Source organism: Sphingobacteriales bacterium (assembly GCA_016706405.1).
Taxonomy (GTDB): Bacteria; Bacteroidota; Bacteroidia; order Chitinophagales; family UBA2359; genus BJ6.
Window position 1 is genome coordinate 1,196,098 of sequence record JADJJT010000001.1, and the last position, 13,291, is coordinate 1,209,388.

The following is a 13,291-nucleotide window of genomic DNA, read 5'->3' on the forward strand; positions in this document are numbered from 1 at the left end:
TCCGGATAATAAATTAAGACATACATATAGAATTTATAGAATTTATAGAATTTTTATCCGGAAATAAGCTGACAACTATCTGAGAAAAAAGAATAATTTAATTGTTTAAAAATCAACCGACAAATGGAATAAAATGCGTTTTGCTGTTGGGTAAGGTGTAACCTCTACACCTGTTGAAATGCCATCAATACCAAAGTTTGATACTTCGGGGTCATAGCTTTTATATTTCGACCAAGTGTATAAATTAGTACCCGATACGCCAAGGCGCAGTTTATTTACTTTTTTTCCGGAAAATGGGAGGTCGTAAAACAAACCAAGTTCGCGCAGTTTAACATAGCTGGCATCTTGCACAAATGGTTCGGCTGTTACACCCAAAGCGTTAATGCGGTCTAAGGCATCTTTTGTGCCATTGCCATCGGCATCAGCGTCATAATCGTAGCTTGTGCCGCCCAAGTCGGTTAGCAGTTCGGTTAGGTTAATATTGTCGCCGCCTTGTTTTACATGCAAGTTAAAACTTAACGATAAATTGCGTTTAATTGTCAGTTCGTTGGCAAAGCCCATTTGAAAATCGGGTTCGGCATCGCCAATTGCTTCAACTACCGATTCGCCGGCTGAATTTACAAACCTGCCAACAATTTGAGTAGCGGGTTTACCTTCTTCAATTTTAAAAGTACCCAAGGTGTTGCCAAAGCCACCTAAATTAAAAGCAGGCACTAACAGTTCGGTAATTTCTGAGGTATTTCGCCAAAATGTTACGGTCGAACTCCAGCGTACATTTTCGGTTTTAACCGGAAGTGTGTTTAGTTTTATTTCGAAACCATTGTTTACTAATTCGCCAAAATTGCCAATTTCTGTGCCAAATCCGGAAGATAACGGCATGTTGCGCCTCAAAATTAAATCTGAGCAAGTTTTTTGGTAATAAGTAAATTCAAGTCCTAAGCGGTTTTGTAAAAATGCTACATCAAAGCCAGCTTCTAACTCTTTTTGGCGTTCGGGGGCTATATTGGCGTTGCCCAAAGTAGTACCTATTTGTAAGCCGGGCAAGCCACTAATATTAGCTGGGCCTAAAGTGGTAAATTTAGCAATATAGGGCGGAAAATTACCTGCCTCGCCATAGGCTAAGCGCAATTTTAGTTGCTGCACATCTTCTGAAGCCCAAAATGGCATTTTGGTTATATTTAATGCAACCGAAGCTTTGGGGTAAGCATAAAACTTGTTTACATCGCCATTTACTGTTGATTTATCGAACCTAACACCTACGGTAGCAACCACCATATCGGCATAGTTAACCTCTTCTTGGGCAAAAAGGCCGTTGCCTAATTGTTTGGTGCGGGTTTGCGAAACCGAAACCGAGCCGGCTTGGTCAATATTAGTTTGGCCTATTATTAGGTCGCTGGCGGTGGCAAGTACATTGTCAAAATTAAACGATTCGTAGGTTGTACCAAGCGAGGTTACTAAGTTTAATTTTTCGCTTGCTGCAAAATTATTTACCAAATAGGCAGCCGTATTTACGTTGGTGTTGTTTACAAAGCCTTGAACCGATAAGCCACCTAAGCCTTTTTCTTGGAATTGCAAAATACGCGGAAACTGGGCATTGGTTTTAAGATTGTAGTAATCTAAACCGCCGCGCAACACTAATTTAGTATAAGTTTTTGCTGTTTCGTACAAAATAGCATTAATGGTTAAACTTCCGGTATAGCGGTTAGTGGTTTCGTTATTAGTCATTAGGTCGCGCGTTTCTAAGGGGTTTGAGGCGGCATAAGGGTTGCGCGGGTAATTGCCTTTATCATCCGGAAATAAATTAGCAAAACTGGGTGTCGAAGAAAGGGCAACACCAAAAGTAACGCCGTTGTTATCGTTGTTAGTCAAACCTCTGTCGGCGCTTGAATTACTAAATCCGTTGCTTAACGAAATAGTAATGCGGTCGCCAATACGATGGTCAACGTTGGCGCGCAAAGATTTGTAGTCATATCCGGTATTTTTTATAATGCCCTCTTCATTTTTTAGATTTCCGGCCAAATAAAAAGTAGTTCTGTCGTGGCCTCCCGCGCTTAAACTTAAACGAGTATTGCGCAAAAGACCAGTGTTTCCGTACATTTCTTTTTCGTAATCGGGGCTTAATGGACATTTTTTAGGCTAAAAACCTTCGAAAGCATTACTATTGTTAGCTTTGAGGACAATCAAAGGTTATGAATAAAAAAATGCTTTTACTGTGGTAAAGGTTTGTAAAGAAAAACGGACTTGTAAAAGGAGTTCAATTGTATAAGTGTGCTCATTGTGGGAAACAATTTTTAGGGGGGCAACGCATCAAAAACGAGCAAATATGGGAAGAATACAAAGGTGGTAAACAGACCTATTTGCAGTTAGCTCACAAGTATAATTGTTCTGTTAAAACGATTCAAAGGCGGTTAGACAAGATTAAAATAGTGGCTACGAAAAAAACAGGTAGAGTAGTCGTTGTATTAATGGACACCACCTATTGGGGGCGGGGTTTTGGCGTAATGCTTTTGAAGATGCCTACACCAAAGAAAACCTTTTGAAATATTATGTAAAGACAGAGACCAATGGGCTGTATATAGAAGGAATTAAGGAGTTAAAAAGGCGAGGTTTTACTATTTCGGCTATTGTTTGGACGGAAGAAAAGGCTTAATTGCGTCGTTTAAGGGTATTCCTGTTCAAATGTGCCAGTTTCATCAAGCAGCAATAATTCGAAGATATTTGACCCGTAAGCCAAGCTAAAAGCTGCACAAGAGCTGATGGATGTTGTAGATTTGATGAAGCAAACAGACAAAGAAAGCTTTGTCGGAGCATTAGGGCTATGGCTTGAAAAATGGAAAGTGTTTCTAAACGAGAGAACTGTAAATCCGACTACAAACAAATCGTTTTATACGCATAAAAGGCTTAGAAGTGCTTATCGTAGTTTGAAGAATAATTTCCTTGGTTTACTTGGCACGATAACAGGGAACTTCAAATACCTAACACAACCAATGCTATTGATGGACATTTCGCAGATTTAAAAAACAAATTAAGAAACCATAATGGCCTATCAATGAAGGAAAAGAAATTTATAGAGGGGTTTTAAAGGTAAGGGCTTTATATCAAAGGCTTACAATATACAGCGCCTTAGATAAGGCCTTGCACCTCTGTTTTACCCCTGACAAGTTGCTCCCCAGCAGAGCTTGTTTCCGTTTTACAGACATGCAAAGAAAAATATTCAAGAATAATGTAAAAAAGTGAATAAAAAAACAGCATTAAAAATGTCCACTTGAACCAAGCGTCTAAAAAATAGCCTAATTTTTGTCCATTACTCCGTAATCGGTAAAACCACCGCCATTTTTGGCGGCTAAAAAGTCGGCAACAGCATTTTTGCCCCACTGCGCGCTAATTTGGGCGGTATCTAAACCCGACAGGTCGCGGACACCTAATAATTTGTTGGCCATAGCTACGCCAATATCTTGCGACAAGTTTATGTTGGTACGACCCGCACTACCGCGTTTAGTGCTAATAATTACAACCCCCGATGCTGCCAGCGAGCCATAAATAGCGGCTGCCGAGGGCACCTTTTAAAACTTCAATACTTTCGATGTCGTCGGGGTTTAAGTCGGCAATACGGTTCGAGGCGTTATCTTGCGTTGATGCGTTGCCCCCGGCGGCGGCAGCCGTAACGGCGTTTAGCCCGCCCGATGTAGAGGAATTGTCCATAATAACGCCATCAACAACAAATAAAGGTTGCGACGAACCCAACACAGTGGTAACACCGCGCAATTTCATTGAAATACCGCCGCCCGGCGCGCCACTGTTAGCTACTAAATTGGCACCCGGAATTTTGCCTGAAAGCCCATTTTGAAGGGTTTGCGGTGGGGTAACGCCTGTTAGCTCTTTTGCCGATAAAGTAGCTACGGCATTAGCTAAATTACTGCGTTTTACATTGGTAGCCAAGCCGGTTACTACCACCTCGTCAAGTTTGGCTACGTCTTCAACTAATTGCACGTTAATAGCTGTTTGGTTATTTACGGCTATTACTTGTGTGCGATAGCCAACATACGAAAATTGTAACGAGGCATCACTTGGTACCCGAATTTCGTAATTGCCATCAAAATCGGTTATGGTGCCGGCTGTATTGCCCGGCTTAACCAATACGGCTACACCCGGAAGTCCCTCGTTAGTAGCGGCATCGGTAACGGTGCCTTTTACGGTTGTTTGCGCCCATGCACTAAAAGAGATGGTAAGCAGCAAACAAAACGTAACAAACAAAATACTTTTACAGTAAAGGTTTTGCATAAGTTTGCAGTTTTTGGTAAATGTTAATTCTGAAGATTATTTGAAGAATTGTGCGGTGAAGTTACGTTATTAATATCAACCAACAAACAAAGAACTAATATTTTTTTTGTAAATAAATTTTAATGCTAATGATTGATAGTTAAAAACGCGGTCAAACAAACAAAAAATCCGGAAAAGTTTTCAAATTTTTCCGGATTTAAGCCAAACATAGCTTGTATTTAGGGAGGGTTTTTTGTAGGTAGGAAAATTAATCCGCCCCTGCACCCCTAAAATAGGAATTAGTAGAGCAGGAGTTTAACGCCTTCTATCTCCGGATGGTTTTGAAGGCGGCAGTAGTAGATTCCGGATGTAAAGTTGGCGGTGCTGAAAGTGGTTGTTTCCCCTTCTGATGATAAAGGAACGGTTTTAACTAACTGCCCTTGGGTGTTAAAAATTTCAAGAGCTTCGCCTTGGTGTATTAAATGGGTATAGTTGGGGTTGAGGGTTAGGGTAGCGGTTTGGTGGGCGGGGTTGGTGCTTACTACCCCTAACGCCCTTGAAGAGGGGGAATTTTCTATGCCGTTGGGCCATGTGTTGATGGTTTCTTGGTAAACACTGGTATCTTGGCATACCACAGCGGTAAGGGTAACGGTGTATATATTATTAGATGCCGCCGGAAACGTATGCGACTGCCAGGCATTGCTGTTTACCACTTGTGCGGGGGTGCCGTCGCCAAAATCCCAAATAAAATGCCCACCGTCTATGCTGTCGGGGTAAACGTATTGGCTTTTGTTGGTAAACGTATAGGTATAACCACTCGCCAAAACATGTACAAACTCGGCTTTTGGCTCGGTGAGCAAGCCCATGCAGTTGGTTTTTAGTATATATAACAACGCCGTGTTAATAGAATCTTGGCGACCAACGCCTATAATATCGCCCCTGTCAGTTCTTATAGCTTCGAATATATAATCGTGCATGGTAGGTACGCCATATTCGCGCTGCCACAAAATACTCCCATCAGACGACAAGCGGGTTATTAAATTATCTATACTTGTTTTTTTATTATCGTAACCTGAACCAACAGCCAAATATCCTTTATCAGGAAGCTCAAGTATTAGAGGTGTTGTGCCTTCTTTACTAATTTTTGTTTGCCAGTTTATTGTAAAATCTTCATTTACTTTAGTTAAGTGGTTCTCAAAATCTTCTCTACCGGTAAACAAAAAGTTATCATCGTTTGAATAGCTAAAACTAAAAAACAAATCCCAGCCTTCGTTTACAAAGATTACCTCTTTTAAAATATTGCCTTTTTCGTCTATTTTAAAAAACCAAGGGTCAGCTTGGTCTATATCACCATACTTTCCTCCGGGAAATTCGTAAAATCCCTCGTTGGTTAAACCAGCTATATAATATCCGGTGCCATCTTTTGTTGGTTCAATATCGTACAAACGGCTATGCATATTTTTGGCGGCGTATTGTACATACACGCTATCCCATAGCAAATCGCCTAAGGCATTGTATTTTATTATATACGGGGCTCCAACGGCATCGTTATAGGCATAAGTGCCTACACATAAATAACCCCCATCGGTGGTTGGTGTCATTGCCCACGACCGCGACCAGTTGGGGCGAACAACCGTAGTGTGTTTTATTACATTACCCTCCTTATCTAAAAATCCAAAACAGGCATTGGCATGGGTTATCGAGTCTTGGTTACCAATATAAGCAAATCCCGATGTAGTTGGGATAATATCTAATAGCCAACGACCAAGACCCACATTGTTGAGCAATTTACTTTGTGATGTATCGCCATAACTATTCATCTGTATTGTCCAAGGCTGGTGTAATTCTAAATTGTTTTTATACAAAAGACCACCCGAAATAAAATAAGTACTATCGTTTATAGGAAGCACTTGCCAACCTTCGGTTACATAGCCTAAACTTAAGGTTTTTTCAAAATAAAGAGGCTTTTGGGCTTTTACTATTACTGTTGCCATCAAGCAAATAATCAAATATCGCAAATTTTTCATAAAATCAACATAAAAATCTCGTTGGCAGTTTTAACAATACTGCCGACAAGGGTTAATAAATTAATACTTAGCGCACTATTAATAATTTTTGGCGAATTGCAGGTTCGTTTGCCGTTTTAACAACTGCAAAATATATTGCAGGCGGTAAATGGTGCGCACTTATGGTTGTTTTGCCTTTGCCGTTTACGGTTTGCCTCGATACCAAATGCCCCAAGGCATCATAAACCATTACTTCGGCTTGTTGGTTATTGTTCAAGTTATGGCTGAACTGCCAGTTGTGTTGGGCTATTGTATTTTCGAAATAAACTGCGGGGTTAGGAGCATGAGGTGGTGGTGGTTGGCGTTTTCCGCTAAAACTTGTATCGGGCATATTAACCGGCGGTAAATAATATTCGCGACCAATACTTAGCGCAAGCAAGGCTTGGGTAGCAAAACCTGTTTTTGTATTGGTTTCTGCCAAGTTTTTTGCCCATTCTATTTCTGTTTCGGTTAGTTGCCACCAAGCCTGATTAGTGGTGTTTTTGTTTAATAACAACTGAGCTAATGCTTTATAATTTATTTCGGCAGTAGTGTTTGTTGGTAATCCGTTTATTATACCCGCTGCCATAGTATCATTTTTATTTTTCAAATACACAGGTAATAATAACTGCGCTGCAGCGGGGTCGGCAATAGCCTGTTCTAATAAACTAATGGCTTGGGCAGTGTCTTGTTGAAACTCGGTAAGCAAAGCCACCGCCAAATTAATACGCTCGGTATTGGTGCCATTTTGCAGGGTATTATTTATCTCTTCGGGTGTGGGAGCTATTCCGGTGGCTCAGGTGTTAAACATGCAAAGTTAGCATCTTCTAATGCGCAAGGATTTAGAACTACAATAGCTGGATTGTTTACCGTAGGGGTATATTCGGCACTTGGGTAGTAAAAATAATTAAAATCATTAGCGGTATAAACGGCTGTAATATCCGGAAACGTTTGGTTCCATGGCGTAAAAAAACTGTTATTAGCAGGTTCGGGGTTATCTTGTAAGCAATTTCCTTGGTCATCTAAATTTCCGGCACCGGCGGTATTTTCGTTAAACACCATTGCCCCCAGATAATTATCAAAACGATTGCAAAAAATTTGTGTACCAATATTATTATCGGTGGTTATAATGCCAAACACCGTATTGTCAAAATCATTATTCGTAACTTTGTTTGCCAAATTAGTGTTGGTTGAGCCAGATGTGTTTATATTATCGAGCAATACCGCCGAGGTGGTATTGCCGTCGAAGTGGGCCTCTTTTAGGTTGTAGGCGCATCCGGCTAAATATACCCCAATAGTGCTGCTGGTACTATTTATATTATTCTGAAACAGATTAGAGCTAAGCGAGGTTGATTTAACTATTTCTATATGCTCGTTGCGCGCTTGCAAGCCCACGGTATTATTAACAAATCTATTAGAATAAAATAGGTGGGCATCGTCTGCCAGGCTTGCCAATACATCGGCTGCATCGAAACCCACCGAACATTCTTTGACTATATTGTAATCAAAAAATATATTGTCGCAAACGTTTGTTTTTTGCCCGTATTTAAGATTGGTAAAAAGACTGCCGCCTGTTGATACCGTGCTATAAAATAGTTGCCGCACGGCGGTTTCAGATTTGCTGCCAATAATGGCAGGCATCGAAAGGGGGTCGAATGGGTAGTATAAATCGGCTGTTTGGTTTACATATACTTTTGATATAACTGTAACAACATGGTTAGGCAGAGGCGGAAAAAGTGCAATTTGTTGATACCAGCCCAAAAAAACGCCATCGAAGCAATTAAAAATTCTTGTTGTCATAGACGAGGGGTCGGTATTAACACCTGTGTTATTAAACGCGACTACTCCACCTGCGGTACTAATGGCTAAGGGTGTATAGTACATATCGTTTAAATTAACGGCGGGCAAGGTTGTTGATTGGTTTTCGTCTTCTTGAATATAGTTGTTTATATTGGCTACGATATGTGTCATATCAAATTTGGGTAAATCATTGGCGGCTATGGCTACAACGGCATCTGAAATTAATACATTATTTTCTACTTTTAAGTATCCAAAGTTGTTTGGGGCTGATATATCGTTGCCGTAAACCCGTTTTTGGTTAATTCCGGGCCCTAAAACCCTGATGCCGTGCCACATGGTACTGCAACGGTCATCTCCGGATAATTGGGCATTTTGCAAGGTTAAAACACCACCCGGATGAACTACAATTCTGCCATTGGGTCCAAAGCGCAAGGTCATATTAATAATTAGCTTACCATGTATGTTTATATCATCGTTAATATATACCGTGTTGCTGTTCCATGGGTTGCTTACATCTGCCCATGTAGTACTTGTACCGGTACTGCTATTATCGTAAGGTATATCAACGGCGGGTTGGTAAACTTGCTCAAAAGTGCAGCAATAGGCGTGGCTGCTATTAACCACTATTGTTTTGGTAGCGGTGCAGCCTTCGGGGGTTGTAGCTGTTAGGGTTACTGTTCCGCCGTTTATACTGCTCCAAAGCACGTCTATACTGCTGCCATTATTTGCGGTTATGGTGCCGCCGTCAACCTGCCAATTTATGACATTAAACAAGTTGGCATTTGTTACGGTATAGGTTTGGGCCAAATCGCCGGGGCAAATATTGGTATTGCCTGCCACCTCAATAGTTGGGGTTTGGCTAACTACAATTGGTTTTGTTACAGTGTATTGCATACCGTTTTGGTCTGTAATGGTTAGGGTTACTAAATAGGTGCCGCCGCTGGGGGCTGTCCATTCGGGGTTTTGTTCGGTAGAAATAACCACATCTGCAATTTTCCATTCCCAGGTTACGGCACAGTTCGACAGGTCGGTAAACTGTACTTCGTTGCAGTTGGTGGCATAGCTAAAATCGACTGAAGGTTCGAGAATGGTAATGGTTTGGGTTGCGGTGCTACTACCGCAGTCTGTTCCGTCGTCTGAATTGGGGAGGGTCAGTGTTGCGGTTATGGTATAGTTGCCAGGGTTAAGATAGGTATGGCAAATAGGAGTGCCTGTATCGAATAGTACACATGGCAAATTAGGGTTCCAGTCCAAGCAAGTTTCGGTGCCATCGCCCCATTCCCAGACTACGGATATATCGTCAAAATCAGCGTCATCGCCAATATAACTTTTGTCAATATATTCGCCATAGACAAAGCACGCTTCATAACTGCATACCTCAACTGACTGGGGAAACAGCTTTAAAAAACCTTCCCCCCAAACCATAAAACAGGCACCCTTACATTTTACTTCAATTATATTGCCTTCATTATCATAGCAAATTGCATCGGCAAAATACATACCGGGTTCAGTAGGTGTATAATCTATATAGGGCTCGTTAGCGGGTACTGTTTCAGTATATACTACTTCAATTTCCTCATTTTCAATCAATTTGGATATAACGTATTCAACTGAATTAACGTTGGTAGAAAAATCGCTTAAACCATAGTCTATAAATAATGTTTGCCCAAGGCATACATCAAAGCAATTTCCGGCTGTATTAAAATTATACGAGCCATCGCCCACAAAGCTAAAGCCAACATAACAATTTGGTACTTGTGGGTTTCCCGCATTGCCATTTTGTCCTCGCACCCCTATACTACCCGTCAAAAATATTGCCATAAAAAGCAGTAACTTTACAGGTTTAAAATTATTAGCTGTTGGGCTGTTGGGCTGTTGGGCTGTTGGGCTGTTGGGCTGTTGTAGGTATAGTGCCTACAAAATTAAGAAAAAAGTTTTTCATTTTAAGATGGTTTTTTTGAAGTTAAAAAATTGGTTTGGTTTGTGGTTTTTTATCCGGATTTTGTCTGAACCACTGATGTAGCGGATTAACGGATTAGCAGGATTTTGCAATTTCCCCTCCTCGGAGGGGCAGGGGTGGGTTATTTACTTGGAGGGGCGCAGGGGTGGGTTAATCTTCCGGATGAGGGAATTAGAGGCAAATACAAGGCGGTAAGCTACGCGCTTAGTATTTACCCCTGCCCTTGCTTAAAGCGCGGGAGGTGCCGGTGCGGGGCGAAGTGTTAAAAATCATAGCAAATGGTGGTTATATGGTTAAATATAGCGGCAATTTACGGCATTTATTTTAAGTTGTATGTGTTTAGGCAAAAAAATTCGTCTTGAAGTTTGATTTATAAGAATAAATAGTGGGCAGAATTTTGTTTGCCGTTGCTCTTATCCGGATAAACTTCCCTTCAACTGAACAGCTCCGGATACATTAAAACTTTGGGTACATTAAAATCAAACCGGGCAAAGAAAAGTACTCTTCAGTTAGGGCCATCTGCCAACTCAAGCTGATACAAATCTTCAAGGTTGTTTGACGCTCGGCTTTGAGATAATATTAGCCCTACAAAATCGCGCAAGATTTTATCATTCTTCCGGATTTTGCTTTGTGTTTCGACCCTCAAAAATCAACTTATTGTCTTTAAACTTTTGATGCTACCATTTTCTACGGCTCTTCAGTTGTAATGTTATTATCGGGGGCATCGGGTTTGGTGGTGGGTATGCTGTCGTCGGTAGGTATTTTGGCTACGCTGGCTATGCTATCGTCATCGGCAATATTAATTAGGCGTACCCCTTGCGTGGCGCGTCCGGTAACCGATATGGCTTCAACGCTGGTGCGCAGGGTTATACCCGATTTATTGATAATCATTAGCCCGTTTGTATCATCAACCTCTAAAATGGCAATAAGAGCACCCGTTTTGGCAGTAACATTTAAAGCCTTTACGCCTTTACCGCCTCGGTTGGTAATACGGTATTCGTCTAACTCGGTGCGTTTGCCATAACCGTTTTCTGATACCGATAGTATTTGCGGAATAATTTGTGCGGAGGTATCAACACATACCATTCCTATTACCTCATCATTTCCGGATATATCGATGCCGCGCACGCCGGCGGCTGTTCGGCCCATGGGTCGCACTTTATTTTCGGGGAAACGAATGGCATTGCCCGATTTTACACCTATTAATATATTACATTGGCCGTTGGTTAGTTTAACTTCAAGCAGGCGGTCGCCTTCGTTTATGGTAATGGCTTGTATTCCGTTGCTGCGCGGGCGCGAGAATGCTTCGAGGGTTGTTTTTTTAATTTGCCCTTGTACAGTGCAAAATACTAAGTAGTGGTTGTTGATATAGGCTTCGTCGGCAAGGCTTTTAACGGTTATGTATGCCCTTACTTTATCATTGGTGGCTAAGTTAAGCACATTTTGTACCGCGCGCCCTTTTGATTGTTTTGTGCCTTCGGGTACTTCGTAAACTTTAAGCCAGTGGCAGCGGCCCTGTTCGGTAAACATCAGCAGGTGGTCGTGGGTGGTGCCTACAAAAAGGTGTTCAATAAAATCTTCTTCGCGCGAGGCTACGCCTAACGAGCCACGCCCGCCGCGGTTTTGCTCGCGGTACTCGCTTAGGCTGGTGCGTTTTATATAACCAAGGTGCGATATGGTAATAACTACCTGCTCGCGTTCTATGAGTTCTTCAAAGTGAATGTCGCCGGTTTCGGCATATTCAATTTCGGTGCGACGTTTATCGGCATATTTGCGTTTGATTTCCAACAGTTCGTTTTTGATGATATCCATCCGGAGTGATTCGTTGGCTAAAACTTCTTTGAGGTGTGATATGTGTTTTTGAAGTTCTTCGTACTCGTTCCGGATTTTATCGCGTTCTAATCCGGTGAGGCGTTGCAGGCGCATTTCTAAAATTGCTTTTGCCTGTATTTCCGACAGTCCAAATTGGGTTATTAGTCCATCGCGGGCATCGTCGGGGGTTGCCGCTTTCCGGATGAGTTGAATAACGGCATCTAAATTATCTAAGGCAATAAGTAAGCCTTCTAAAATATGGGCGCGTTCTTCGGCTTTCCGGAGTTCAAATTGGGTGCGGCGCACTACCACCTCGTGCCTAAACTCAACAAAGTATTTAATTAGCTCTTTTAGGTTTAAAATGCGGGGGCGGCCATTGACCAAACAAACATTATTTACGCCAAAACTGCTTTGCAAACTTGTGTGTTTAAACAGTTGATTTAGCACCACATTGGGGTTGGCATCGCGTTTAAGCTCGTAAACTATACGCATTCCGCGGCGGTCGCTTTCGTCTCGTATATCGCTAATGCCTTCAATAGTTTTATCGTTTACCAAGTCGGCAGTTTTTTGTATTAGCAGGGCTTTGTTTACTTGGTAGGGTATTTCGGTAACTATAATTTGTTCGCGGTTGCCTATTTGTTCAATTTCGGTGCGGCCCCGCACTATTATACTGCCGCGTCCGGTTAAAAAAGCACGTTGCACGCCCGATGTTCCGTAAATAATACCTCCGGTTGGGAAATCGGGGGCTTTAATATGTTTCATCAGGTCGGCAATACTTATTTGATTGTCATCAACATAAGCTATTACGCCGTCAACTACCTCGGCCAAATTATGTGGCAGCATATTGGTGGCCATACCAACGGCAATACCGCTTGCGCCATTTACCAATAAACTTGGTATTTGGGTAGGCATTACTACGGGTTCGGTAAGGCTGTCGTCAAAGTTAAGGCGGGTGTCAACGGTTTCTTTTTCGAGGTCTTCGGTAAATTCTTCGGCAATACGGCTAAAGCGGGCTTCGGTATAACGCATAGCGGCGGGGCTGTCGCCGTCAACCGAGCCAAAATTGCCTTGTCCATCTACAAGGGGGTAGCGCAGGCTCCATTGTTGGGCAAGGCGCACCATGGCATCGTACACCGAGCCGTCTCCGTGTGGGTGGTATTTACCCAGCACCTCGCCCACAATACGTGCCGATTTTTTGTAGGGTTTTCCAGCACCTACGCCTAATTCGTACATACCGTAAAGTACGCGGCGTTGCACAGGTTTAAGGCCATCGCGCACATCGGGCAAGGCCCTCGAAACAATTACCGACATAGAATAATCTATGTAGGCTGTTTTCATTTGCTCTTCAATGTTTACTTGTATTATTTTATCTTCGGCTGGAACTTGGTTATTATCTTCCGGATTCATAAATGGC

General features: G+C 42.1%; 6 protein-coding genes and 2 pseudogenes. 1 reads left to right on the top strand and 7 read right to left on the bottom strand.

Annotated elements, in window-relative coordinates:
- Positions 1 to 105: 105 nt before the first annotated feature.
- Positions 106 to 2,097, bottom strand: a complete 1,992-nt coding sequence (locus IPI59_04605; protein ID MBK7526833.1) for a TonB-dependent receptor — start codon at positions 2,095 to 2,097, stop codon at positions 106 to 108.
- Between the two features lie 209 nt (positions 2,098 to 2,306).
- Between IPI59_04605 and IPI59_04610 the strand changes: the two are divergent.
- Positions 2,307 to 3,082, top strand: a pseudogene (locus tag IPI59_04610) (hypothetical protein).
- Between the two features lie 208 nt (positions 3,083 to 3,290).
- On the opposite strand, the pseudogene IPI59_04615 reads toward IPI59_04610, so the two are convergent.
- From IPI59_04615 to gyrA, 6 genes and pseudogenes are all read right to left on the bottom strand, one after another.
- Positions 3,291 to 4,281: pseudogene (locus tag IPI59_04615) on the bottom strand (carboxypeptidase-like regulatory domain-containing protein).
- A gap of 278 nt (positions 4,282 to 4,559) precedes the next feature.
- The gene (locus IPI59_04620; GenBank protein ID MBK7526834.1) at positions 4,560 to 6,287 is read right to left on the bottom strand and encodes a T9SS type A sorting domain-containing protein; all 1,728 of its coding nucleotides are present in this window, start codon (positions 6,285 to 6,287) and stop codon (positions 4,560 to 4,562) included.
- Between the two features lie 67 nt (positions 6,288 to 6,354).
- The gene (locus IPI59_04625; GenBank protein ID MBK7526835.1) at positions 6,355 to 7,020 is read right to left on the bottom strand and encodes a T9SS type A sorting domain-containing protein; all 666 of its coding nucleotides are present in this window, start codon (positions 7,018 to 7,020) and stop codon (positions 6,355 to 6,357) included.
- A 68-nt stretch (positions 7,021 to 7,088) separates the two neighbouring features.
- Positions 7,089 to 9,926, bottom strand: coding sequence for a hypothetical protein (locus IPI59_04630; GenBank protein MBK7526836.1), 2,838 nt, complete (start codon positions 9,924 to 9,926; stop codon positions 7,089 to 7,091).
- Between the two features lie 644 nt (positions 9,927 to 10,570).
- Complete coding sequence (locus IPI59_04635; protein MBK7526837.1) at positions 10,571 to 10,711, bottom strand: hypothetical protein; 141 nt, start codon at positions 10,709 to 10,711, stop codon at positions 10,571 to 10,573.
- Between the two features lie 41 nt (positions 10,712 to 10,752).
- Positions 10,753 to 13,284 (bottom strand): DNA gyrase subunit A, encoded by a 2,532-nt coding sequence (gyrA, locus tag IPI59_04640; protein MBK7526838.1) that lies wholly within the window; start codon positions 13,282 to 13,284, stop codon positions 10,753 to 10,755.
- Between the last annotated feature and the right edge of the window lie 7 nt (positions 13,285 to 13,291).